This is a genomic window from Agrobacterium sp. SORGH_AS 787, from assembly GCF_030819035.1.
Taxonomy (GTDB): Bacteria; Pseudomonadota; Alphaproteobacteria; order Rhizobiales; family Rhizobiaceae; genus Agrobacterium; species Agrobacterium larrymoorei_B.
Window position 1 is genome coordinate 1035647 of the sequence record NZ_JAUTBG010000001.1, and the last position, 23818, is coordinate 1059464.

A 23818-nucleotide genomic window follows, 5' to 3' on the forward strand; every position below is an offset into this window, starting at 1 on the left:
CTGACCTGCACATGGTCCTGCCCTACTTTACGCCGCTACAACCGTCATCTTCAGACTGGTTCTTGGCCTCAGCGTTACCTTCATCAGCGGTTCGGGTGTGTTGCCAGCCGTTCTCAAGCGAAGCTTCTGTAAAATGACGGCCAGAACGGCAACGGCCTCCATCACAGCAAAAGCGTTTCCGATGCATATTCGGGGGCCTGCACCGAAAGGCATGTAGGCATAACGGTGCCGGGCCTTGGTTGCGTCTGGTCGAAATCTGTCAGGATCGAACGTTTCCGGCGCGCTCCAGATTGCAGCGTGGTGATGGACGGCATAGATCGGAACGAACATCACGGTGCCCTCCGGCACGAGGTAATCTCCAAGCTTGAAGTCTTTGAGTGCTGTCCGAGTGATGATCGGGGCTGGTGGGTAAAGCCGCATAGCTTCGGAAAACACCTGCCTCGTATAGTGCAGCTCCGCGATATGCTCCGGTCTTACCTCGCCGCCCTGAGTGACCTCATCAATTTCCGCCGCTACACGCGCCTCGTATTCGGGGTGCCGCGCCAGAAGATCGAAAGTCCAGGCGAGACCAAGGGCTGTCGTCTCATGGCCAGCGGTGATGAACGTCATCAGATTGTCGATGATCTCCTCGTCAGTCATCTTACGCTCCGTTTCCGGGTCGGTTGCCGCAATCAGCATGGAGACGAGATCGTGACGATCCGATGGGCTACGCCGACACTCCTCCAGAACGCTCGACAGGCTAGAGCGCAGAAACTCTACCGCCTTCGTCGCCCGTCGCCTTCCTGGATACGGCGTCCAGTCCGGTGCGCCCACGACCCCAAGCGCGAATGTCCAGCCGCTTGGTCGAAGATAATCCGTGATGCTACGTTCAACACGATTCACATCAATGCCATGACCACCCGACATCATCGTTTCGACAATGATATCGAAGGTCGTCTTCATCATCTCATGGCCGATATCAACTGTTTCACCTTGCTGCTTCAATAATCGGTCGCTCGTCTGTCGCGCAGCGGCGAGCATGGCTGGCTGAAGCTCTGTCAGGGAAGATGGTCGAAATGCGCTGGCAACCGACTGACGTTGCCATTTCCAGTGTGCTCCGTCGGCCGTCAACAACCCAGACCCAAGTGCTGGCCCCAGCGCGCGGCGAACCTGATCGCCCTTCCCCAGTACATCTGCATTCTTGACCAGTGCCTCTTGGATTAGCGCAGGATCAGAGATGTAGATACTGACCCTTCCGGCTGTCTTCGAAAACACCAGTGGTTCGGTAAAGACTGCCGGCGGCAGGGCGTCGAGTGGGTTGCGGATAAGCGCCAATAGTGCTTTCGCCGTTGAAGCTTCCGTTACAGGCCCCATGGGCCTCAGTGATACGCTCTGGTCGTTCAATGGACTGCTCCCTGTCATTTGCTCTCCTTGCTTCTGATATGGGAAGCCTGAAGCAGATTGCGACGGTGGTAAGCTCGTTATGGCGGTCTTGTTAATCTTCATCCTTTCTCATGATCCGGGCTTTGGATGTCTCACAGGGTCCAGGTGTTCAGCAGAGAAGTTGAGAGGGGCGCGCATTGTTCGCCATCTTAGATCGAAGAAGGGCCATCAGCATGGGTTTTACAGTGAAGCTGTCGTTGTGCTTCTTTTTGATGAGGCTTCTCAAATAGCCACCTGCGGAATTGATCTGTTCGGATCTTTCCAAGATACACGCTATGATTGTGCATGTGGCCTGAGGACCTACCTGTCTCTCCGCCTCGTCATAAGCAGATTGACTGATTGAAAGCATGGATTTTACCACATTTGCTGCACTTTTGAGGTCTGTCCAGCTTCTGATAACGCCACCAGGACCGTAAAGCGAGATTTCAGGGCATGCTCGTAGCACTGTCTGAAGATCATATTTCTCTTCGTTGACGGTTGCCTCTGCTAGGCTGGAGGGATTTGTGCTGATTGCTGGTCTAGACGTCGTGGAGATATCGGCTTGGGGGTCGTCTGCGTTTTCCACAAGGTCGGCATCTTCAAAATAGGATTCGGATTCTGAACTCTGTATAAGCCGCTCATTTTGATAGGCATTGGCGCTTGTTTTTTCGATTTCTAGCTGTTTTTCCAAAAGCTTAGCAATATCCTCACGAACTTCGCTCAATTCTTCCAGAATGAGGCTTAGCTGTGGTGCCTTCGTTTTGCGATCCAGCTTTGCAGTGATCACGATTTGACGTGCGCGAAAGACATCCAGTCGCTCATGATCGGTGCAATCGGCGAGAAGCTCGATGAGTTTGACAATGTCACGTCGGCATAGGCTGATTTTTTCACGCAGACGCTGGAGTTGAAGACGTTCCTCGGAGAGCATTTCCGCAATTGCTTCGATCTCGTCAGAACGTGCGATGAGGGGGGACAGCGAAAATCCGAAAGCATCGCTGATACTGCCGGCGCGGTTTTTTCTGGCATATCGTTTGCCGTTTGGACTGTCCTTGCGCAGAATGAGGCCCGCATCGACAAGCGCTGCGAGATGCCGGCGTAGTGTCTGCTCCGACATTCCATGGGCCCGTAGCGACAACTGTTCGTTGGATGGGAAGACCACCAAACCATGTTCGTCGGATAGTTCCGTTTTCGGATAGAAGCTAAGAAGGGCATTGAGAACGGCAAGAGACCGATCAGAAACGCCGAGAACGTTTCTTGCCTCGCAGATGCGGCGGAAGAGTTTCCATTTGTCGATGGACTGTTCCGCACTGATGTTTTGGGACGCAAATTGGTGTGCGAGTTGGGCATAACTAACCCCTCGCCGCCCAAAGGGCGTCGTTACAATATCGCTATTCATGTCTTTCACCTTCAACGAGGCAAAAGAAAATCGCTCACCGAAAAGATTTCGATGCCAAGACTCTTGACTATGATTCGCGGAAATGAGATTCTTCGGGTGCTTAAATCAAAGAAAGGCTTCCGCGCGGCAACGTTCGGGGGCTTTTTTCTTTTGGGCCAGATGCTCCTGTTTCTGTTTCAGTTATGGGTTTCGTTAAAGCACGTCGAAATCCTGGGAAATCTGTCTTGCGCTTCAATGTCGTGTTTCGAATTCCTTGTAGCTCAAAGCCTCAACTGACCTTGAGCGACAGACGGGTCCTACTGTTTCGAGCGATACTCCTCGAATAAAGTTTGCAGATGCTCCAGAACGAAAGAAGCAAACTCAGGTGCTTCCTTGCGATCAATGGAGATATCAACCTTGCGCTCCGTCTCGACGATCTTCGCGAGCTTCTGACCGCTCTTCAACGCCAGAACGCCGCTGCGCTTGGGCTCGACCTTAGGCTTGAGATATTCCAGCAGAGCCTTGAAACGCTCTTCCGACGCAAGTCTTTCGATGCGATCATCGTCAAGAAAAGACCGTGCAACATCATTCACCTTGGATGACGTCAACTGGTCTGCGAGATCCATCCAGTTTCGACGGCCGACGCCAGGGGCAGGACCAATCTTATCAACGATGTCATCGGGAATACGCCCGACGACCGAAAGCATGTTCGAAAGATCGCTCTTATAGAGAGACATCGCGGCCATGATGGTATCGCGCGAAAATCTGAGCTGTAGCTTCTGTGCGAAGCGCGCTTTCTCAATATAGCTGAGATCGCGGCGTTCGTTGTTTTCCTGGCCTTGTGCGACGACAAGCTGCTCATCTGTCAGATCACGGACGACAGCGCGGACAGGAATACCAATCTCGGCAACAGCACGTAGACGACGATGTCCGAAAGCGACCTGATAGCGACCGGGTCTGTCGGGATGTGGGCGAACGAGGATCGGGACCTGCTGGCCTTGTTCACGAATGGCTTCGACCAACCCTACATCCGCTTCGCGCGACGCTGGCATGCGGTCAGGAATAAAGGACGGATCGATATCGGCCGGATCAAGAGCGACGATCGCCAAGCCTTCAGCCAGCTTCTTCTCGATTTCTTCGGCACGCTTGCTGCGTTCAGAAACCTCGTTGAGAGACTGACCGATCATTCCAACGGGCGAGTTGACCGTGTCGGTCACCAGATCCGGCGAGCCGAGAATAGGACGAATACGTGGACGCGGACGTTCCGCAGCGGCTTCGTTGTTATCGGCATTGTTGCCGCCGAGATTGGCGAAGATTTGCTTTCTGCTCATGCGGTTCTACCCCACGCTTTTTTTATCAGGCCTTCAATTTCGGCATTCACATTGGTCATTGCTTCCAATGCACGGTCGTATGTCGATCGGGTAAACAGGGTCCGCTCGACTTCGAAGAGGGTTTGATTGGTCAAACCAGCATCAGAGATGGCTGTGCTCTTGAGCATTGGGTGATTCAGAACGTTTTCGCCGAAGATGGAACGAAGAAATGCGACCATCTGGTTCTGCGGTCCGTCGCTGGGTTCGAAACGGGTCACGAGATATCGCATCCAATGATAATCGGAGCGCGCACCGGCACGGCCGATTTCAGAGAGAAGATCGCCCGTCATCGCCAAGAACTGGTTCATGGACATGACGTCCAGCATTTGAGGGTGAACCGTGACGAGAACCGAGGTCGCAGCAGTCAGCGCTGAGAGTGTCAGATAGCCGAGCTGAGGAGGGCAATCGATGACCACGACATCGTAGAAGTTCTGCACCTGCGCGATCGCCTGTCCGATGCGCGCGAAGAACAACGTATCGCCAGGCGCGCGACGCATCAACGCACGCGGTGTATCGTGCTCGAACTCCATCAATTCCAGATTGCCGGGAATGATGTGAAGGTCAGGGATGTAGGTGCCTCTGACGATTTCAGCAACAGGACGCTGTTCGTCGTCGTATCGGATAGCACCGTATAGTGTTTCGTTGGGACCGACATCCAGTTCGGGCTGGTGGCCGAAGAGGGCGGAGAGACTGGCCTGGGGGTCAAGGTCGATGGCGAGAACACGATAGCCGCGCAAGGCCAAATATTGGGCGAGATGCGCTGAGGTTGTCGTTTTGCCCGAACCGCCCTTGAAATTCATCACAGCGACGACCTGAAGCGCTTCACCGTCACGGCGATGTGGCAGATAGCGCCGGGTGCCTCGGGCGCCCTGATCGAGATGCTTGCGGATGGCATGGATGTCATCGACTGAGTAGCTGCGGCGGCCGCCACTTTGGGACGCGCTGAGGTCCGGCATCTCGGCAGCGATCTGGCGCAGATAGGCCTCGCCGATACCGATCAGCTTAGCCGTCTCGGACGGAGAGAAGGTGCGCATGATCTTTTCGGACAACGGCGCAAATGTGTGAGCATTGTGCGCCTGAAGCTGTGCAGACAAAGCTGCCGAATGCTGTAAGATGAGGCTCGTGAGATCGGGCGCTCTTTCAGCATTGTTTGGGTCGGCACCAGGTGTCATTTCTCTCTTTTCCGCTCGTTAGATCAATTGCGGTTTTTTCCGTCGAAATCGGATTTTTCCGCAACTGGGATATAAGCGCCGATTCTCTTTTCGACGCAATAGGCATTTCTCGGCCCAAACATGAATCTTTTCAGCGTCATACGAGCGCATTTTGAATCAGAAACAGAGTTTCCGGGCGCGCGACAAAGACGTCACGAAGATCCCGCTCTCGCATGTACTCTGTGTTAGCCGCGGCTAACACGTCTGTTCTGACTTCCCTGCTGCTGCGCGCCTGCTTTGTGTCGATGCTTTCATTTGCTTTTTGAGGCGGCGTGAGCTTTGTTGTTGAGGCAATACCAAGGAGGCCAATATGATCTATGACGTCGCGGTGGTGGGATCCGGATTTTCAGCGATCAGTCTGGTGACCAACCTTTTACAATTGCTTCCGGCGGGTACATCGATTGCTATCGTCGGTGACGATGCCGGTTTCGGAAGAGGAACCGCATATAGGACGGAATTGCATCTTCATCGATTAAACGTTCCAGCGGCGCGTATGAGCGCCTTTGCTGATCGTCCCGATGACTTTCTTAACTGGCTGAAAAGCCGAGAGCGAGATGTGGATGGCTCCGGTTTCGCGAGCCGCAATGATTACGGACTTTATTTGCGCGATACGCTGGCAGCCCTTCTCAGAGATCAAAGGCAGAGAATTCGGGTTGATTTCGTCAAGGCCAAAGCGATGTCCTGTGCTGCCTCTGAAAATGGTTGCGTCGCCTTCCGTCTCAACGACGGAACGTCGCTGAAGTCTGCAAGGGCCATCCTGTGTCTCGGCGTTGGGACGGCGAGTTTACCGCGGCTAACTCGGGAAGCAGACATTGCTCTTTTGCGCCGCGTCGTCAGAAACCCTTGGCGTCTCAACTGGCTCTCCAAGGTTCAGTCCGATGACACCATCTGTATCCTAGGCTCCGGCCTGACGATGATCGATCAAGTCCTGTCGCTACGGAATATGGGGCATCACGGCAAGATCCACGTTGTTTCCCGCCGCGGTCTTGTCCCTCATGGCCACAGTACATCGCCCGTTACACCTGTAGACCCGACGCTTGACCTGGATCGAAGCGAAATCAGTCAACTCCTTGCTGCTCTCAGGCGTCGTGTGAAGGCGGGAGCAGAGTGGCGCGCCGTTATGGATGGTCTACGTCCCCATACTCAAAAACTCTGGCAGTCGCTCGACCAACCGAAGCGCGCGCGGTTCCTGCGACATGCTTTGGCCTGGTGGAACATTCATCGGCACCGTGTCGCGCCGCAGGTCCATGACGTTTTCGAGGGTTTACTGAATGAGGGCGTGGTCGAAGTCCACGCTGGTTTTGTTCTGAGTATCGCGAGAGAGAAGCAGGGGCCTTTGCTGACCTACCGTAGGCGGGGCGGAACGGACGAGGTCGTTCTACCTTTCGACTGGCTGGTGAACTGCACCGGAATGGAGCGGGCCGGCATCGCGCATTCACCGCTTCTGCAGCAGATGGTCACGGATAAGATGATCGATACGGATCCGCTCGGGTTGGGTATCAAGGTCGACGCGCAGTCACAAGTCCTGACGGTTGATGGGCATGCTCACCCGCACCTCTTTGCGGTAGGTGCCTTGACAGCGGGGCAGTTTTGGGAAATTACTGCTGTACCTGATATCCGCGTGCAGACTCGCAAGGTCGCCGAAAAGATCCAGCATCTTATTCGAGACGAGTCATCGCCAAGTGATCAAAATCCATCAGAAATGTGCATACGAAGTGCAGAAAGCAAAGTCTGACTTTGCTTTGATATGAGGATTTTTCTCATTATATTACAATGAGATAAAAGTTCTTAAATTTTAACTCAATTCCATCAAATGTGCGTCCGGGAAGGGTCTTCACCCCGGACGTTTTTCCTCGTTTTGGCTATCAAGCGGCCCGCTGCAAAGCGTCACCGATCATGGAGACGATCGTATCGATCTGATCTTCTTCAATGATCAACGGCGGCGACAGCGCAATGATGTCTCCCGTAACGCGGACGAGAAGCCCTGTCTTAAAGCAATCGACAAAGACGTCGTAAGCCCGTGCTCCCGGTGCACCGTCGCGCGGGGCGAGCTCGATGGCGCCGACGAGGCCGAGATTGCGGATGTCCACAACATGAGGTGCACCCTTCAATCCATGCAGAGCATCTTCCCATTTCTGTGCAAGAGATGCCGCACGTGTCAGAAGACTTTCTTCCTCATAAATCTCCAGCGTGGCGATGCCGGCAGCGCAGGCGACGGGATGACCGGAATAGGTATAGCCGTGGAAAAGTTCGATCTGGTTCTCCGGGCCGTGCATCAGCGCGTCGTAAATGTACCTCTTCGCGAATACGGCACCCATCGGGATCGATCCGTTGGTGATACCCTTGGCGGTCGTAACCAGATCCGGAACAACGCCGAAATAATCGGTCGCGAATGGCTGACCGAGGCGACCGAATCCGGTGATAACCTCGTCGAAGATCACGAGGATGCCGTGCTTGTCGGCGATGGCGCGCAGCCTTTCCAGATATCCTTTTGGCGGCAGAACCACACCGGCTGAGCCGGACATGGGTTCAACGATCACCGCAGCAATCGTTTCCGCGCCGTGAAGGGCAACAAGACGTTCCAGATCTTCTGCTAGCTCCAGCCCATGTTGTGGGAGGCCTTTGCTAAAGGCGTTGCGCTCAACATCGAGTGTGTGGCGCATATGGTCGGCGGGGATTTGCGGGAAGACACGGCGGTTGTTGACGAGGCCGCCAACCGAGATGCCGCCGAAGCCAACGCCGTGATAACCCTTTTCGCGACCGATGATACGGGTGCGTGTACCCTGACCGATGGCGCGCTGATAGGCGATGGCGATCTTGAGCGCGGTGTCGACAGACTCAGAGCCGGAACCGGTGAAGAAGACGCGATCAAGCTCGGCAGCGGCACCGCCCGGTGCGTGCGCGGCTAGCTTCTCGGCAAATTCGAAAGCGATGGGATGGCCCATCTGGAATGTCGGCGCGAAATCCATGGTGGAGAGCTGACGCTCGACAGCGGTCGAGATCCGTTTGCGGCCGTGGCCCGCATTTACGCACCACAAGCCTGCCGTGCCGTCGAGGATCCGGTTGCCGTCGATATCGGTGTAGTACATGCCCTCGGCGCTGGCCAGCAGACGAGGTGATGCCTTGAACTGGCGGTTTGCCGTGAATGGCATCCAGAAATTGGCGAGGTTTGGCATGTTGGGTTTGCTTTGATGGTCCATGAGGGTCCCCTTGACTTGGATGATGCATCCATCCGCGACTTTATCGCTCTAAACAAGTCCTTTTCTCTTCAGTACTAACTTATTGTTTTAACTGAGTAGAAGGGTGTATGTTTGCGCTATACCGAACATGTGAAACGCGGAGATTTCAATGAGCGTCGATATTGGCAACAGATTGCGTCATCTTCGGTCGATGCACAAGTTGTCGCAACGCGAGTTGGCCCGCAGGGCAGGGGTGACAAACTCGACGATTTCGCTGATCGAATCCAATTCGGCCAATCCGTCTGTTGGTGCATTGAAACGGATTCTGGACGGCATTCCGATCGGCCTTGCGGAATTCTTCGCCTTCGAGCCCGAGAAACCGCGCAAAGCTTTTTATGCAGCGGAGGAGCTGGTGGAGATCGGCAAGGGGCCGATTTCCTACCGGCAAATCGGAGACAATCTGTTCGGCAGGAGTTTGCAGATTCTCAAAGAGTGCTATCAACCCGGTGCCAGCACCGGTCGAGTGCCACTGGTGCATGATGGGGAAGAGGGCGGCATCGTACTCTCCGGGCGTCTGGAGGTGACTGTCGATGATGAGCGCCGCATTCTCGGGCCGGGTGACGCGTACTATTTCGAAAGCAGGCGTCCCCATATTTTTCGCTGCGTTGGCCCGGTGCCCTGCGAAGTCATCAGTGCCTGCACGCCACCAAGCTTTTAAATGACCCGCCATTGCAATTTTATTAGCCGACTAATTAATGGTTTCGACTGATATCGCAAGTGCCGTTCGATCTCTTCAACGAAGATGTGGAAACCCGTTATCATGCTTGGTCTGGATAAGGATTGCCTCTCGTCAGCTTTGCCAAGTGCGCGGTGTTGCGAGCCAGCATGTCGACGGCCTTCGTCACTGTTTCGGGAATGCGCTCCAGATCGGAAAAGTTTGTGCTGCCCATCGCTTCGCCCACCCAATACGCCACCGCGTTCGGGGCGATCGTAAAGCCGACATCGTTCAGGGCCTGATAGAGTTCGGCGGACACGTGATGGGCACCGTCTTCATTGCCGACAACGGCTACGGCAGCCACCCGCCCGTAAGATACCATTCTGCCAGCATCATCGGTTTCTTCAAGAAATGCGTCCATTCGTTCCAGCGCCCGCTTCGAAGCGCTGCTGGGCTGTCCAAGCCATATCGGTGTGCCGAGGATGAGGATATCTGAGTCGAGAATCTTTTGACGGATCGCGGGCCATTCGTCTCCTTCTCCCTCATCAGAGGTGACGCCCGGCTTTATATTGAAGTCGGCAAGGCGGATGGTTTCGGTCTCTACGCCATCTTTCGACAGGGCTGACGCGATGAGTGCCAGCATGCGGTCGGTCGATGATGGCTCGCCGCCAGATGCCTTCAGGGTTGCGTTGAGCGCGATCGCTTTCAAAGCCACTGTCTTCTCCTCCAAAATGAACATCATCTCGTAACCGCGACACGAGAGGCTTGTTCCCGTGTCGCGGACTGCTTGTGATGCATGGAGGCGCGTGGACTGATTTACTTCGACTGGGGAATGATGCTGATCATCTCGTCTTCTGATGGCTGGTCGGCGGGATCCAAGTGAAGCGCCTGGTCGGCTTCGACCCTGCGAGATCGTGAAGCAGCGGGTAACGTCACGGCCTCCCCGGTCTCAAGCGACCGCTCAACCGCGGCGAGGACGCGCATGTCCATCAGACCCTCTTCGCCATCGGCTTCAGGATCACGGTCGTTTAGAATGCAGTCGGAGAAATACTGCGTTTCGTTGCCGAATTGGTCGACCGGCTCGAAGACGTGCTCCTTCTCCCTGTCATCGGTAATTTCGCGGTAAGCGATCCCGACAGAAGGTCCGAACATGTAGCAGGGCGATGCTTCGATGGTTGATTTCGTTCCGACCAGCGTAAAGTTTTCGGCCGATGCTGTCGCGTAACTCACGGTAAACTGAGCCGTCCGCTCTTCTGGAAATAGCAAAGTGACTGCGACCGTGTCGTGAAAGTTGAAGCCGCGATCCCTGGTCTTGGTTCCTACCGCGTGGACCGCGATGGGTTCGCTGCCAAAGAGATTGCGCACAGCATTGAGCGGATAGGCACCCATGTCGGGTACCGGCCCACCCCAATAGCCGTTATGACCACGAGAGTTTTCTTCTGCGACATTCTGGGCAAACGTTGAGGAGAAGCTGCGGAGATCACCAAAGTCGCCATTACGGGCGCGCGTAAAAAGCTCGACATTGCCGGGCTCATGATGAAGACGGTATGCGATCATCAGCTTGGCGCCGCTTTTCTTCTGTGCTGCCAGGATCTGTTCAGCCTCATCGACACTTGACGCCATCGGCTTTTCCAGAAGCACGTGAATGCCAGCTTCGAGAGCGGCAACGGCAAATGGGGCGTGACGGAAGTTTGGAGTGGCAACATAAACGGCGTCGATTTCGCCGGATTTCAGCAGCTCATCATATTGCTCGTATGACCAAGCCTTTATCTCGTAAAGTTTTGCAAGCTTGTCTGCTTTCACCGGATCACCGGTCACAAGTGCGGTCAGTTCGGAGTTGTTGGTTTGCTTGATGCCGGGCATGAAGGCCTGCTGTGAGATCTGGCCTCCGGCGACGACGGCGTAACGGATTTTCTTTTCTGGAGATGGCATTGTGCTCTCGAAACTCGCTGGATTGGGGGAGCAACACAGCCGGATGCGGCATTGCAAATGAGAAATGCAGGACCGTCAGCAATGTTCCGGATCAGGTATGTCGTGGTCCATCCCGGGCTTGTCGTAACCAGCCGTCAGTCTCACAGTCTGCGCAAAAAACGGGAAGGACGGAGGCGTCGACGGCGGTCGAGCTCAACCGATATTCACGTTGTTGGTTGTGCCCGTTTTGCTCGCCTGTAGGCTTTGACCTTACATCGCAGCATGGCGTGTTGTCCGGAAACGTCCTTGGCTTTCTAGAGAAAAAACCTTCTTAGAACCATTCTAAATATCTTGCGAAGCGTGCTTTGGTGAGTTAATTAGAATCATTCTAAAAAGGTGGTCCTATGTTCCGCAGTCTCTTCTCCTCATCCAAACGTCCCTTTTCCTCGCTCAAGGAGCAGGAAATCCTTGCCCTGGCCATATCGTCGGAAGAGGACGATTCACGGATCTACCGGTCCTATGCAGATCATTTGCGCGCGCAATACCCGCAATCCGCTAAGATTTTCGATGACATGGCAGAAGTAGAGCACGCCCATCGCAATGTCCTGATCGACATGCACAAGCGTCGCTTTGGCGATGTCATTCCACTCATTCGGCGCGAGCATGTGCGTGGCTTTTACGAGCGCAAGCCGGATTGGCTGATCCATACCCTATCGTTGGAGCATATACGCGAGCAGGCAGAGGAGATGGAGCAGCAGGCGATCCGCTTCTATGACGAGGCAATTCGCCACGTGACCGATGCGGAAACGCGGAAGCTCCTCGGGGATCTGGCCGAAGCGGAACGGGGGCATGAAGACATTGCCGGCATGCTCAGCGACAAGCACCTTCCCGAAGATGCACGCTCGGAAGAGGATGAGACCTCCAAGCGACAGTTCCTGCTGACCTATGTGCAGCCGGGTCTTGCAGGCCTGATGGACGGCTCGGTTTCCACGCTTGCACCGATCTTCGCCGCAGCCTTCGCCACCCAGGATACGTGGCAGACCTTTCTGATCGGTCTTTCCGCCTCTGTCGGCGCGGGCATTTCCATGGGCTTTACCGAAGCCGCTCACGATGACGGCAAGCTTTCAGGACGTGGATCGCCGCTGAAGCGCGGCCTGGCGTCGGGTATCATGACCGCTGTCGGCGGTCTTGGTCACGCGCTTCCCTACCTCATTCCGCACTTCTGGACGGCGACCGTGATTGCAGCCGTCGTGGTGTTCATCGAGTTGTGGGCGATTGCCTTCATCCAGAACAGGTTCATGGAAACGCCGTTCTTGCGCGCCGTGTTTCAGGTGGTTCTTGGCGGCTCGCTGGTTCTGGCGGCCGGTATCATCATCGGTCACGGATGAGTATCAGGACAGAGGAAGCAGCCGGCGTTTGATCGGCTGCAACTTCACGATGGACGTGTTGGTCTCCGCCTTGTCGGCGATCTTGTCGAGGATTGTGTCCAGCTCCTCGATCGAGCGGACATGCAGACGGGCGATGAAGCAATCGTCTCCCGTGACCTTATCGCATTCTGAAATCTCAGGGATTGCCTCGATAAGCTGTTGAACGACATGCAGCTTGCCGGGCAATGGACGAACACGAATGATGGCCTGGAGAGTGAATCCGATACTCGCCGGGTCGATTTCCACGGTAAATCCGCGGATGACACCTCGCTCTTCCAGCCGCTTGATCCGCTCGGACGTGCTCGGCGCCGACAGACCCACCTGCTGTGCAAGGTCCTTCACAGACATTCTGCCGTCATTGGACAGAAGCTGTAGGATGCGTTTATCGATATCATCGAGCATGGGCGCCTCCTGTTAAGTATACGCCGTTTTCAGCCTTCATTACGTAAGCAAAACTACCTTACAGCCTTTGAATGATCAAGTTAATCGGCACCGTGATCCGTTAAGATTTCCTCACGATGAAGGGGAGCCTAACGATGACTGAAAAGATGCGCGGCGTAATCGAAATGGCAAGCGCGATGGTGATTTCCGGCACCATCGGTATGTTTGTTGTCTTGTCCGGTCAGCCCGTGACGAGTGTTGTGTTCTGGCGCTGCGTTTTCGGTGCGGCGATCCTGCTGCCGATTTGTGCCGCGATGGGATTTTTCCGGCTTGGTATTATTTCGCGCAAACAGTTCGGTTTCGCAGTTCTCGGCGGCATGGCGATCGTCACGAACTGGCTGCTCTTATTCGCCGCCTATCCACGCGCTTCGATTTCGATCGCAACTGCGGTCTACAATACCCAACCCTTTATGTTGGTCGCCATGGGCGCGCTTTTTTTGTCGGAGCGGCTGACGCTCAATAAGATCCTGTGGCTCGCCATTTCATTTCTCGGCACGCTGGCCATTATCTATGCGAAGCCCGGTGCCGGATATTCCGGTGAAAACTATCTGGCGGGAATTGCGCTCGCTCTCGCCGCGGCCTTCTTCTATGCGGTAGCCGCCATCATCGCCAAAAAACTGAAAGGCGTTCCACCGCAACTGATCGCGCTCATTCAGGTGGTAACCGGCGTTTTTCTGCTCCTGCCGTTTTCGGCAGACGGTCCTCGCATCGAGGCGCAAGCATGGATGATTCTGGTGACGCTCGGCGTCGTTCACACCGGGCTGATGTATATTCTGCTCTACGGAGCAATCCAGAAATTACCGACGAACCTCACCGGCTCCCTGTCCTTCATCTATCCGGTAGCTGCGATCATCATCGACCGTATTGCCTTCGGCCATCACCTGCAGCCATTGCAGATCATCGGCGTCATCGCCATTCTCATGGCCGCAGCAGGCTCGACATTGGGTTGGTCTGTCGTTCCACGGCTGAAATTAAAGCGCGACGCGTCACAAAAGACGCCGCGGTCCGCGCTTTGATAACTGGACACTGAAGTGGCTCACGCCGGATGCGACATGCTTAGCGCAACGCGCCAACCAGAACATCGCGGCCATCTTCGATGGAGACCCAGCGACCTGTGTTGAAGGACGCCTGACGCTTCAGATAGGTGTAGTTGGTGTCGGTCCACAGCTTCACCTCGTTCGACAAATTGTCGAGGATGAAGTCGCCGTCATTGGTCCGCACGGTCAACACCGCATGGCCTTCGCCATCGGGCTTGCGCACGACAGTGATAAGAAGATCCGAGACGGCAAAACCCTTCTCGATCAGCTTCTTGCGCTTCAAAAGCACGAAGTCTTCGCAATCGCCTGCGGTCTTGGGATATTCCCAATACTCGTCCTTGCCATATACTTCCTGATCCGTCATGGCGACGATGGTCGTGTTCACTTCGGTGTTGATGTCGCGGATGACAGTCCAGCCGTAATCCGTCACGCGAGGAGCGGGTGTCAGCTTGCTGCGAATATCGCACTCGGATGCGTATCGCTGGCAAAATTCGTAATGGCCGATCGGCTGCGATGTAATGCCGCCCGTCACCATGGCCGGGCTGCCCTTGTTCTCGGCCTGCACGGAGGCAGCAGAAAATAGTGCGGCCGCCACTGCCATGAGCAGCGCCCGTGCCTGCGATGCATTCATCATCAAACCCGTCCCTTGAAGTCTTAATAAAGTGTTAAGAGAGATAAGGGGTAAGTGTCAATCCGAACCGGGGTTTCTATGAACGCAAGATGAATATTATGGTTAAGACCGTTGCCGAAATGCTCACAGCATCGGCCCGAAAATCGAAATCGATTTTCGAAAAGAACGATGCTTGGATTCAAAGGAAGAGAGCGTCCCTTGCGGGTCCAAGGGACGCGGCGCCCTAGGCTACAAGGCTTTTGACCGCGGCGAGCATTCGCTCGATATCCTGGGGACGCGAAAGCCGATGGTCGCCATCACGGATAAGGCTCAAGACCACGTCGTCGGCAGGCAGGTGTTCCATAAGCCGCAGCGCATGTTGATAAGGGACGTCCTCATCGCGCATGCCCTGCAGAATGTGAACGGGGCAGCCGGTATCGATCACGCCTTTCAATACCAGATTGTCGCGGCCGTCCTCCATCAGATCGCGGGTGAAGATGTTGGGCTCAAGGCTATATTCCGATGGCTCCTCGAAATAGCCGCGCTCCGTGAGCGATGCTTTTTCGGCTTCGGTCAGATTAGGCTCGATTAGTTCTGCGGTGAAGTCCGGCGCCGGGGCGATGAGAACGAGACCGGCAACTTTCGAGCCCTTGCCACGCTTGCGCAGTTCCTCGATCAGTCTGAGCGCAATCCATCCACCCATGGATGACCCGATGAGGATGGCGCTTTCGGGTGCCTTGTCGTCGAGGACAGCAAGAGATTCCTCCAGCCATCGTGAAATGGTGCCTTTCGTGAACTCGCCCTTGGAAGCGCCATGGCCAGAATAATCGAAGCGGATGCAGGAAAGCCCCTCCTGTTGCGCAAAGCGGTCGAGCTCGACGGCCTTTGTGCCCGTCATGTCGGAGCGATATCCGCCAAGCCAGACGAGGGCAGGGCGATGATCCAAGTTTTGCGCTGCGCGAGAAAGGATAGCGATCTCACGTGCGGCCTCACCGCTGCCAACGACAATATACTCTAGGGCTTCGTGTGCCTGCGTCATCTCATTCTCCTTACGTTTCTTTCCCCTGTAGAGCAGATTCGTAAAAACCACGACAGGAGGTGATTTTTTTGCAAAGGCGTGCTATTGACTTCCCAGCGGCGTTCACGACATTTCAGCCATTTGCACCGACAAGCTGTTTTTGCCGACGCGATACCGAAACAGATCAGGAGAATACGACCATTCGCAGACCGTTCAAAGCCGATGCCCCCGTCAAGGAGGGCCCGCGCTCCAACAGGGAAATTCGCATTCCCAAAATTCAGCTGATTGATGAAGAAGGCCAGAACCTCGGTGTTATGCCGACGGATCAGGCGTTGAAGATGGCAGAAGAGGCCGGTCTTGATCTTGTCGAGATTTCGCCGAACGCAGAACCGCCTGTTTGCAAGATTCTCGATCTCGGTAAGCTGAAGTATTCGACGCAGAAGAAGGCGGCCGAAGCGCGCAAGAAGCAGAAGATCGTCGAAGTCAAAGAAATCAAGATGCGTCCCAATATCGACACCCATGACTATGAGGTGAAGATGAAGGCGATGAACCGTTTCTTTGAAGAAGGTGACAAGGTAAAGGTAACGCTGAAGTTCCGTGGCCGCGAAATGGCTCACCAGGAGCTCGGCATGAAACTGCTTCAGCAGGTGAAGGAAGATACCCTGACAATCGCCAAGGTGGAGGCCGAGCCGAAGCTCGAAGGCCGCCAGATGATGATGGTGCTTGCACCGAAGTAATGCGTGGCGCGCTGGCGTTAGGCCCAGCGTTTTCCACTCTCGCAGGGGAAGTTTGCCTTCCCCGTTGCGCTTTTTCATAACTGCGGTTATAAGCGCGCGTCCGAACGGTCCGGCAGGGCATGCCGTGGCCGTTCCTGAATAGCTTGAAGCGGGCTTCGTCTGCCTGTTTCGATACAAAATAACGGAGTAGCAAAATGCCCAAGATGAAGACGAAATCCGCTGCAAAAAAGCGGTTCAAGATCACTGGCACCGGCAAGGTTCTCGCAGCCGCCGCCGGTAAGCGCCACGGCATGATCAAGCGTTCCAACAAGTTCATTCGCGACGCGCGCGGAACCATGGTTCTGGCCGAAGCTGACGGCAAAAAGGTCGTCAAGAACTACCTGCCGAACGGTCTCTAAGACTTTTCCGCATTTTTGGACACTTTAAGGAGATCATGACATGGCACGCGTAAAACGTGGCGTAACTTCCCGCGCCAAGCACACCAAGACACTCAAGGCAGCCAAGGGCTTCTACGGTCGTCGCAAGAACACCATCCGCGCAGCAAAGGCAGCGGTTGACCGTTCCAAGCAGTACGCTTACCGCGACCGCAAGGTCAACAAGCGCAACTTCCGCGCTCTGTGGATCCAGCGTATCAATGCTGCTGTTCGCGAATTCGGCCTGACCTATGGCCGCTTCATCGACGGCCTGAACAAGGCTGGCATCGAAGTCGACCGTAAGGTTCTGTCCGACATGGCTATCCATGAGCCGGCAGCTTTCGGCGCACTCGTCGACGCTGCGAAGAAGGCTCTTGAGTATCTCAAGGACGCAGGTACGGCCAACGAGTTTGAATCCGCTGTAAAGTAATTACGGCGCGGACAAATTGTTGTTCATTTGAAACCCGCGCCGGGCAACCGGGGCGGGTTTTACGTTTGAAATGCTTCCTTCTCAGAAGGAAGCGCTCTGGGGCGCTTTGGCGCCGACGGGACGATCATGCTTCAGGTTGCCAATGCGAGCGAGAGGGAAAAGGGCTTCCATGTTCATCTGGAAGATGCCGATATTGCTGCGCTTATGCAGACCCTGTTGATGAGCGAAAAGCGCATTCAGCGCTTGGAACTGAGTTCCGGTGCCGTGTGGATCAAGCGCCAGGGTACCGAAGAACCACGGCTGTGGAGCAAGTTGCAGGGCTTTGCCGCCCGCCTTCTTCCCTACGCTTTCCTCAGACCGTCTCCCGTTCTCTCACCCGTCGAGATGATGGCGCGCGAAAAGCGCCGGATGATCGAATTCGGCAGCGCAGGCTTTACCGTTCCGGCGATCATCTATTCCTCCGACACCGCAATCGTGCTGGAGGACGTGGGACCCACCATCCAAGGTATCGTGGCGGCCAAGGGGAGCGAAGGTCATCCGGATCAGTTGCTGGTTCAGTCGGCGATCGAGCTTGGCGAACTTCACGCTGCCGGTCTTTGCCATGGACGGCCACATATTCGCGACTTTTTCCTCAAAAGCGGCCGGATCGGCTTCATGGATTTCGAGGAAGAGCCGCAGGCGGTCATGCCGCTTGCCAGCGCTCAGGCGCGCGACCTCTGGCTGCTGTTCCTGCCATTGAGTGCCTTTGCCGAAAACACCGAGGCAACGCTTGATGCCGCCTATCGCGGATGGGCCGCCCGTGCGCCGCGGGCGACCATTGATGAATTGCGTCGCTTGGTGCGTGTGCTTGGCCGATTTTTGCCGCTCGCCCGGTTGATTGGCCGCGTGCAGATGGGTAGTGATCTGCGACGCTTTATCGTGGCGACCGACTTTCTAAAGAATGCTGTTGAAACCGATGTCGGAGCCAAGACCTCTGGCAGGGCAGGAAAAGATGACTGAACTGGACACTTTGAAATCGCAACTGATGTCGGAAATCGCTGCGGCGGCAGACGAGGCGGCCATCGAGGCCGTGCGCCTGTCGGCACTGGGCAAGAAAGGCTCGGTCTCCGAGCTTCTGAAAACGCTTGGCACGATGACGCCGGAAGAGCGCCAGACACGCGGTGCTGCCATCAACCAGCTGAAGAATGAAGTGACGGACTTCTTGACCGCTCGCAAGAGCGAGTTGAAGGATGCAGCCATCGAAGCGCGGCTGAAGGCCGAGACGCTCGATGTCAGTCTGCCGGTTCGTCAGTCTCCGGCCGAACGCGGTCGTATCCACCCGATCAGCCAGATCGTCGATGAGATCACGGCAATCTTCGCCGACATGGGCTTCTCCATTGCCGAAGGCCCGGATATCGAAACCGACTATTATAACTTCACGGCATTGAACTTCCCGGAAGGGCATCCTGCCCGCGAAATGCACGACACGTTCTTCTTCCAGCCGGATGAAAAGGGTGAACGCAAGGTTCTGCGCACGCATACCTCGCCTGTTCAGGTGCGCACGATGGAAGCGCAGAAGCCGCCGATCCGCATCGTCATTCCCGGCAAGACCTACCGCCAGGATTCCGATGCGACCCATTCGCCGATGTTCCACCAGGTCGAAGGCCTTGTGATCGACAAGAAAGCGCATGTCGGAAACCTTCGCTGGATTCTCGAAGAGTTCTGCAAGACCTTCTTCGAGGTCGATAGCGTCGTCATGCGCTTTCGCCCGTCCTTCTTCCCCTTCACCGAGCCAAGCTTCGAGGTGGATATTCAGTGCGACCGCTCCGGCCCGATCGTCAAGTTCGGCGAGGGCAAGGACTGGATGGAAATCCTCGGCTGCGGCATGGTTCACCCCAATGTGCTGCGTGCCGGTGGGCTCGATCCGGACGAATATCAGGGCTTTGCCTGGGGCATGGGTCTCGACCGCATCGCCATGCTGAAATACGGCATGCCGGACCTGCGCGATTTCTTCAACGCCGATGTTCGCTGGATGAACCATTACGGCTTCCGCCCGCTCGACATGCCGACGCTGTTCGGCGGTCTGAGCGTCTGATCGGTCAAGTCGAGGAGCAATAGATCATGAAATTCACACTCTCCTGGCTGAAAGAGCATCTCGATACGGATGCGTCTCTGGAGCAGATTTGCGAACGCCTGACGGCAATCGGTCTCGAAGTCGAGGATGTCGATGACAAAGCGGCTTACAAGCCTTTCGTCATCGCCAAGGTCCTGTCGGCGGAAAAGCATCCGGAAGCCGACCGGCTGAAGGTGCTTTCGGTGGATGCCGGTGATGGCAAGCCGGTGCAGATCGTCTGCGGCGCGCCGAATGCGCGTGCTGGCCTGGTCGGCGCGCTGGCACGTCCGGGGACCTATGTTCCGGGCATCGACGTGACGCTCTCTGTCGGCAAGATCCGTGGAGTCGAAAGTCACGGCATGATGTGTTCCGAAAAGGAGCTCAACATGTCCGACAATCACGACGGCATCATCGATCTGCCCGAAGATGCGCCGGTCGGTACGTCTTTCGCGTCCTACGCCGGGCTCGACGATCCGGTCATCGAAATCAATCTCACACCGAACCGTCCAGACTGCACGTCGATCTACGGCATCGCACGCGATCTGGCGGCCTCCGGTCTCGGCACGTTGAAGACGTGGCCTGCACCAAGCTTCAAGGTCGAAGGCGCGACGCCGGTGGACGTGAAGCTCGAGCTGGATGACCCTGCACTCTGCCCCGGATTTTCGCTTCGCATCGTGCGTGGCGTGAAGAATGGCCCGAGCCCGAAGTGGATGCAGCAGCGCCTTCTCGCAATTGGCCTGCGCCCCATCAACGCACTGGTCGATATCACCAACTACATGACCTTCGATCAGGGCCGTCCGATGCACGTCTTCGATGCGGCAAAGGTCAAGGGCGATCTCATCGTGCGGCGCGCGAAAGAAGGCGAGACGATTCTTGCTCTCGATCAGCGCGAATATAAGCTCGGTCCGAACAATGTGGTGATTGCCGACGACAATGGGCTCGAGTCCATTGGTGGCGTAATGGGCGGCGAGCATTCCGGTTGCGATGAGACCACGGTGGACGTGCTGATCGAGTCGGCGCTCTGGGATCCGATCAATATCGCCAAGACCGGTCGTTCACTTGGTATCATCACCGATGCGCGCTATCGTTTCGAACGCGGCGTCGATCCGGAATATATGGTGCCGGGCCTCGAGCGTACGACGGAACTGGTGCTCGAGCTTTGCGGTGGCGTTGCCGGGGAAGCCAAGGTCGTCGGCTACAAGGGTTATGAGCCGAAGTGGATCGATTTCCCGCTCTCCGAGGTGAAACGCCTGACGGGTCTTGAGGTTTCAGCAGACGAAAGCCTTTCGATCCTCAAGGGTCTCGGCTTCGGCATCGAAGGCTCCGGTGAGCGTGTTTCCGTTTCGGTGCCCTCATGGCGTCCGGACATCGATGGCAAGGCGGATCTGGTGGAAGAGGTCATGCGTATCCACGGCGTGGACAACATCAAGCCGGAACCGCTTGATAGCCTCGGTGCCGTCAACGGACGCATTTTGACGACGCTACAAATCCGCACGCGTACGGCGCGCCGCGCGCTTGCCAGCCGTGGCATGCTGGAAGCGGTCACATGGTCCTTCATTCCAGAAGCGCAGGCGAAGCTCTTCGGCGGCGGTTCCTCCGCACTGAAACTCGCCAATCCCATCGCTGCCGACATGTCCGACATGCGGCCGTCCTTGTTGCCTGGACTTTTGACCGCAGCGCAGCGCAATGCCGACAAGGGCTATGGCGATGTCGCTATCTTCGAAGTGTCGGGTACCTATGAAGGCGATACGCCGGAGGGCCAGCGGCGCGTCGCCGGCGGTGTTCGCCGCGGCACCGCATCGCTTGCCGGTGCAGGCCGCATGTGGTCGAACACAGCAAAGGGCGGCGGAAAGCCCGTCGATGTCTACGATGCCAAGGCCGATGCTCTGGCCGTCATCGAAGCCTGCGGTCTACCGATGGCGAATGTGCAGATCGAGGCCGGTGCTCCGTCCTGGTACCATCCTGGCCGTTCTGGCACGATCAAGATGGGTCCGAAGGTTATTCTCGGTCATTTCGGCGAGTTCCATCCGAAGACGCTGGCCGCGCTCGACGTATCTGGCGTTTATTGCGGCTTCGAGATCTATCTCGACGCCATGCCTGAACCGAAGAAGAAGGCAACGCGCACGAAGCCGGCGTTGGAGCTTTCACCGTTCCAGGCGGTAAAACGCGACTTCGCTTTCGTGGTCGACAAGTCGGTCGAAGCGGGCGCTATCATCAAGGCGGCAACCAGCGCCGATCGTAAACTCGTCACAGCTGTCAACGTCTTCGACGTTTTCGAAGGGGCTTCCTTGGGTGAGAACAAGAAGTCGATTGCCATCGAGGTTCAGATCCAGCCGACGGACAAGACCCTGACGGATGAGGACTTCGAAGCCTTGACGGCAAAGATCGTCGGCAATGTGGAAAAGACCACGGGCGGCGTGCTCCGCGCGTAATGGGGCCATCGTCATTCGCAATATCGAAACCCGCCTTCACGGCGGGTTTTTATTTTCCCATGACCACGTCCTAATCCGGTGAAAACCCGCGATACGTGTATTTCATCGTCAATTGACTGGTTGTCATACCCAGATATCATGTAGAGGTTGCTACGGATATTGCTTTCAGTACTATGCCTCCGGGGCCGTCGGGCCGTGAGGAGGAGATTTTATGGAAATTGTATCTTTGAAACGCCGCGCAGCTTTGATGCTTGCCGCATCTGCGGCAGCTTTATTGTCTTTCAGCGCAGGTGCTTACGCGCAGGCCTATCCTGAGCGCACCATCACACTCGTGGTGCCTTTCGCGGCAGGCGGCTCGACCGACGTCGTCGCGCGCGTCATTGCGCAGAAGATGGGTGACGCTCTCGGCCAGCAGATCGTCGTGGAGAATGTCGCCGGTGCCGGCGGTAATCTTGGTGCCGACCGCGTTGCGCGCGCGGAGCCGGATGGATACACGATCCTGATGGGCACAGTGGCAACGCATGCTCTCAACCCGCTCATTCTCAAGACGAAGCCATATGATCCTGAAAAGGATTTCGCACCGATTTCACTGCTGGTTGTCGTTCCGAACGTCCTCGTCATTAATCCGCAACTGCCGGTCAACACTGTTGCCGAGTTGATCGCGCTTCTGAAGAAAGAGCCGGACAAACACGCCTACGCTTCGTCCGGCAATGGTACGCCGCTCCACCTTTCCGGTGAGCTGTTCAAGACGATGGCTGGCGTTGACATGCAGCACGTGCCCTACAAGGGTTCTGGCCCGGCCCTGAACGATCTCCTGGGCAACCAGATCTCGATCATGTTCGACAACCTGCCATCCTCATCCGCGCATATCAAATCCGGTACCTTGAAGGCGCTGGGTGTGACCACCGCCGAACGAGCTTCCTCCTTCCCGGATGTGCCGACCATTGCCGAGACCGTGCCGGGCTATGAAACCTATACCTGGAATGCACTTTTCGCACCGGCTGGAACGCCACCTGAGGCGATCGCCAAGCTGAACGAAGCTGCCAAGACAGCGTTGGCGGATCCAGATGTTGCAAAGCGGATGGCGGATTTCAGCGCCAAGATTGTCGGATCATCACCGGAAGAACTGAAGACCCATGTGTCCGAAGAAATCGCCAAATGGGGTCCGGTGGTGAAAGAAGCCAACGTCCAGATGGATTGATTCACTGTGGCTAGATTAATCGTCGCGCCTGCTTGCAGGCGCGGCGTTTTACATTCGTCCGCCGGGGCGATCCCGTGTGAGACAGAGGCGAAGAAATGGGGAGCGAGCAGGGCGCAAATCGCGATGTGTCCAAAGACCAACCTCTCGCTCGAACTGCTGCATTGCACTGGAGGCATGTCTGTCATGCGCTAAATCCGGGGCCTCGCGGCAGTCATTCCGAAACCTGCTATTGCTGCGAAAGTCTCTCTCTGTATGCTTGGGTGAATAACTTGTTAGGAAAGCAAGGCTTAGATGCAAAGCCATGTCTTTTAAGAGGGAAGCCGCAATGGGAATCAAGACTGCGGAAGAACGCAGCCTGGACTACAGAAACGCAATGGCGCAGCTTGCCGGCGCCGTCAACATCGTCACGACGGATGGCCCAGCGGGCAGGGCGGGGTTTTCCGCCACCGCAGTCTGTAGCGTATCGGACAATCCCCCGACGCTGCTCGTCTGTATCAATCGCAACTCTTCCGCATACCGGATGCTATTTGAGAATGCCGTGATTTGCGTCAACACACTCTCGGCAGACCAGCAGCCGTTGAGCCAGCTTTTCGGCGGCAAGACCCCGATGGAAGAGCGTTTCGCAGGCGGGGAGTGGTCGTCGCTCGAGACCGGCGCACCGGTTCTGAAAGGCGCTCTCGCTTCCTTCGATTGCCGTGTTCGCGCGATCCATGATGGCAGCACCCACGACATCATTATTTGCGATGTGGTCGATACTGCCATCGGTGAGGGCGAAGAGGCGCTGATCTATTTCAAGCGCGCTTATCGCACGCTCTAGT

Annotated in this window: 22 protein-coding genes; 12 read left to right on the plus strand and 10 right to left on the minus strand. The window is 56.1% G+C overall.

Annotated elements, in window-relative coordinates; all coding sequences use genetic code 11:
* Positions 1-27 precede the first annotated feature (27 nt).
* The 4 genes from QE435_RS04505 to repA all read right to left on the minus strand — a co-directional run bounded on the left by QE435_RS04505 (position 28) and on the right by repA (position 5318).
* Positions 28-1401, minus strand: a complete 1374-nt coding sequence (locus QE435_RS04505; RefSeq protein WP_349040402.1) for a cytochrome P450 — start codon at positions 1399-1401, stop codon at positions 28-30.
* 130 nt (positions 1402-1531) lie between these two features.
* Positions 1532-2797 (minus strand): plasmid replication protein RepC, encoded by a 1266-nt coding sequence (gene repC, locus QE435_RS04510; protein WP_349040403.1) that lies wholly within the window; start codon positions 2795-2797, stop codon positions 1532-1534.
* Positions 2798-3093: 296 nt separating this feature from the next.
* Positions 3094-4107, minus strand: a complete 1014-nt coding sequence (gene repB / locus QE435_RS04515) for a plasmid partitioning protein RepB (protein WP_309769748.1) — start codon at positions 4105-4107, stop codon at positions 3094-3096.
* A complete protein-coding gene (gene repA / locus QE435_RS04520; protein WP_306929019.1) occupies positions 4104-5318 on the minus strand; it encodes a plasmid partitioning protein RepA in 1215 nt (404 codons plus the stop codon). Before repA ends, repB begins: the two co-directional genes overlap by 4 nt.
* 349 nt (positions 5319-5667) lie before the next feature.
* On the opposite strand from repA, the gene QE435_RS04525 reads away from it, so the two are divergent.
* Entirely contained in the window at positions 5668-7092 is a 1425-nt protein-coding gene (locus QE435_RS04525; RefSeq protein ID WP_349040404.1) for an FAD/NAD(P)-binding protein, read from the plus strand.
* Between the two features lie 130 nt (positions 7093-7222).
* Here the strand turns inward: QE435_RS04525 and QE435_RS04530 are convergent, their stop codons facing one another.
* Positions 7223-8557, minus strand: a complete 1335-nt coding sequence (locus QE435_RS04530) for an aspartate aminotransferase family protein (protein ID WP_349040405.1) — start codon at positions 8555-8557, stop codon at positions 7223-7225.
* 148 nt (positions 8558-8705) lie between these two features.
* Between QE435_RS04530 and QE435_RS04535 the strand changes: the two genes are divergently transcribed.
* Entirely contained in the window at positions 8706-9254 is a 549-nt protein-coding gene (locus QE435_RS04535) for a cupin domain-containing protein (RefSeq protein ID WP_306929024.1), read from the plus strand.
* Positions 9255-9354: 100 nt separating this feature from the next.
* On the opposite strand, the gene QE435_RS04540 is transcribed toward QE435_RS04535, so the two are convergent.
* Together QE435_RS04540 and QE435_RS04545 are read right to left on the minus strand one after the other, a co-directional pair.
* On the minus strand, positions 9355-9966 hold the full coding sequence (locus tag QE435_RS04540; protein WP_349040406.1) for a flavodoxin family protein: 612 nt from the start codon (positions 9964-9966) through the stop codon (positions 9355-9357).
* Positions 9967-10067: 101 nt separating this feature from the next.
* On the minus strand, positions 10068-11183 hold the full coding sequence (locus QE435_RS04545; RefSeq protein WP_349040407.1) for a Gfo/Idh/MocA family oxidoreductase: 1116 nt from the start codon (positions 11181-11183) through the stop codon (positions 10068-10070).
* A gap of 383 nt (positions 11184-11566) precedes the next feature.
* On the opposite strand from QE435_RS04545, the gene mbfA reads away from it, so the two are divergent.
* Complete coding sequence (gene mbfA, locus QE435_RS04550; protein ID WP_349040408.1) at positions 11567-12550, plus strand: iron exporter MbfA; 984 nt, start codon at positions 11567-11569, stop codon at positions 12548-12550.
* 3 nt (positions 12551-12553) lie between these two features.
* Here mbfA and QE435_RS04555 read toward each other — a convergent pair whose 3' ends face one another.
* A complete protein-coding gene (locus QE435_RS04555; RefSeq protein WP_349040409.1) occupies positions 12554-12991 on the minus strand; it encodes an Lrp/AsnC family transcriptional regulator in 438 nt (145 codons plus the stop codon).
* A 134-nt stretch (positions 12992-13125) separates the two neighbouring features.
* Between QE435_RS04555 and QE435_RS04560 the strand changes: the two genes are divergently transcribed.
* Positions 13126-14046: a DMT family transporter gene (locus QE435_RS04560; RefSeq protein WP_349040410.1), complete on the plus strand. Its 921-nt coding sequence runs from the start codon at positions 13126-13128 to the stop codon at positions 14044-14046.
* Positions 14047-14086: 40 nt separating this feature from the next.
* Here the strand turns inward: QE435_RS04560 and QE435_RS04565 are convergent, their stop codons facing one another.
* Entirely contained in the window at positions 14087-14701 is a 615-nt protein-coding gene (locus tag QE435_RS04565; RefSeq protein ID WP_306929035.1) for a transglutaminase-like cysteine peptidase, read from the minus strand.
* Between the two features lie 220 nt (positions 14702-14921).
* Positions 14922-15716 carry an alpha/beta hydrolase gene (locus QE435_RS04570; protein ID WP_349040411.1) on the minus strand — a complete coding sequence of 265 codons (795 nt, stop codon included), beginning with the start codon at positions 15714-15716 and terminating at the stop codon, positions 14922-14924.
* Between the two features lie 179 nt (positions 15717-15895).
* On the opposite strand from QE435_RS04570, the gene infC reads away from it, so the two are divergent.
* The 8 genes from infC to QE435_RS04610 all read left to right on the plus strand — a co-directional run bounded on the left by infC (position 15896) and on the right by QE435_RS04610 (position 23817).
* Positions 15896-16432 (plus strand): translation initiation factor IF-3, encoded by a 537-nt coding sequence (gene infC / locus QE435_RS04575; protein ID WP_111847509.1) that lies wholly within the window; start codon positions 15896-15898, stop codon positions 16430-16432.
* 194 nt (positions 16433-16626) lie between these two features.
* Positions 16627-16830 (plus strand): 50S ribosomal protein L35, encoded by a 204-nt coding sequence (rpmI, locus tag QE435_RS04580; RefSeq protein ID WP_027674722.1) that lies wholly within the window; start codon positions 16627-16629, stop codon positions 16828-16830.
* A gap of 40 nt (positions 16831-16870) precedes the next feature.
* Positions 16871-17275 (plus strand): 50S ribosomal protein L20, encoded by a 405-nt coding sequence (gene rplT, locus QE435_RS04585; RefSeq protein ID WP_027674723.1) that lies wholly within the window; start codon positions 16871-16873, stop codon positions 17273-17275.
* A 126-nt stretch (positions 17276-17401) separates the two neighbouring features.
* Positions 17402-18274, plus strand: coding sequence for a serine/threonine protein phosphatase (locus QE435_RS04590; protein WP_349040412.1), 873 nt, complete (start codon positions 17402-17404; stop codon positions 18272-18274).
* Complete coding sequence (gene pheS, locus QE435_RS04595) at positions 18267-19349, plus strand: phenylalanine--tRNA ligase subunit alpha (protein WP_349040413.1); 1083 nt, start codon at positions 18267-18269, stop codon at positions 19347-19349. Before QE435_RS04590 ends, pheS begins: the two co-directional genes overlap by 8 nt.
* A gap of 26 nt (positions 19350-19375) precedes the next feature.
* Entirely contained in the window at positions 19376-21799 is a 2424-nt protein-coding gene (gene pheT / locus QE435_RS04600; protein WP_349040414.1) for a phenylalanine--tRNA ligase subunit beta, read from the plus strand.
* Positions 21800-22010: 211 nt separating this feature from the next.
* Complete coding sequence (locus tag QE435_RS04605; protein ID WP_349040415.1) at positions 22011-23000, plus strand: tripartite tricarboxylate transporter substrate binding protein; 990 nt, start codon at positions 22011-22013, stop codon at positions 22998-23000.
* Positions 23001-23301: 301 nt separating this feature from the next.
* A complete protein-coding gene (locus QE435_RS04610; RefSeq protein WP_349040416.1) occupies positions 23302-23817 on the plus strand; it encodes a flavin reductase in 516 nt (171 codons plus the stop codon).
* Position 23818: the final 1 nt, after the last annotated feature.

Bases quoted from the DNA above. Each gene is read 5' to 3' on its own strand.
- QE435_RS04505 (WP_349040402.1), bottom strand. From the start codon at position 1,401: ATGACAGGGAGCAGTCCATTGAACGACCAGAGCGTATCACTGAGGCCC.
- repC (WP_349040403.1), bottom strand. From the start codon at position 2,797: ATGAATAGCGATATTGTAACGACGCCCTTTGGGCGGCGAGGGGTTAGT.
- repB (WP_309769748.1), bottom strand. From the start codon at position 4,107: ATGAGCAGAAAGCAAATCTTCGCCAATCTCGGCGGCAACAATGCCGAT.
- repA (WP_306929019.1), bottom strand. From the start codon at position 5,318: ATGACACCTGGTGCCGACCCAAACAATGCTGAAAGAGCGCCCGATCTC.
- QE435_RS04525 (WP_349040404.1), top strand. From the start codon at position 5,668: ATGATCTATGACGTCGCGGTGGTGGGATCCGGATTTTCAGCGATCAGT.
- QE435_RS04530 (WP_349040405.1), bottom strand. From the start codon at position 8,557: ATGGACCATCAAAGCAAACCCAACATGCCAAACCTCGCCAATTTCTGG.
- QE435_RS04535 (WP_306929024.1), top strand. From the start codon at position 8,706: ATGAGCGTCGATATTGGCAACAGATTGCGTCATCTTCGGTCGATGCAC.
- QE435_RS04545 (WP_349040407.1), bottom strand. From the start codon at position 11,183: ATGCCATCTCCAGAAAAGAAAATCCGTTACGCCGTCGTCGCCGGAGGC.
- mbfA (WP_349040408.1), top strand. From the start codon at position 11,567: ATGTTCCGCAGTCTCTTCTCCTCATCCAAACGTCCCTTTTCCTCGCTC.
- QE435_RS04555 (WP_349040409.1), bottom strand. From the start codon at position 12,991: ATGCTCGATGATATCGATAAACGCATCCTACAGCTTCTGTCCAATGAC.
- QE435_RS04560 (WP_349040410.1), top strand. From the start codon at position 13,126: ATGACTGAAAAGATGCGCGGCGTAATCGAAATGGCAAGCGCGATGGTG.
- QE435_RS04565 (WP_306929035.1), bottom strand. From the start codon at position 14,701: ATGATGAATGCATCGCAGGCACGGGCGCTGCTCATGGCAGTGGCGGCC.
- QE435_RS04570 (WP_349040411.1), bottom strand. From the start codon at position 15,716: ATGACGCAGGCACACGAAGCCCTAGAGTATATTGTCGTTGGCAGCGGT.
- rpmI (WP_027674722.1), top strand. From the start codon at position 16,627: ATGCCCAAGATGAAGACGAAATCCGCTGCAAAAAAGCGGTTCAAGATC.
- rplT (WP_027674723.1), top strand. From the start codon at position 16,871: ATGGCACGCGTAAAACGTGGCGTAACTTCCCGCGCCAAGCACACCAAG.
- QE435_RS04590 (WP_349040412.1), top strand. From the start codon at position 17,402: ATGCTTCAGGTTGCCAATGCGAGCGAGAGGGAAAAGGGCTTCCATGTT.
- pheS (WP_349040413.1), top strand. From the start codon at position 18,267: ATGACTGAACTGGACACTTTGAAATCGCAACTGATGTCGGAAATCGCT.
- pheT (WP_349040414.1), top strand. From the start codon at position 19,376: ATGAAATTCACACTCTCCTGGCTGAAAGAGCATCTCGATACGGATGCG.
- QE435_RS04605 (WP_349040415.1), top strand. From the start codon at position 22,011: ATGGAAATTGTATCTTTGAAACGCCGCGCAGCTTTGATGCTTGCCGCA.
- QE435_RS04610 (WP_349040416.1), top strand. From the start codon at position 23,302: ATGTCTTTTAAGAGGGAAGCCGCAATGGGAATCAAGACTGCGGAAGAA.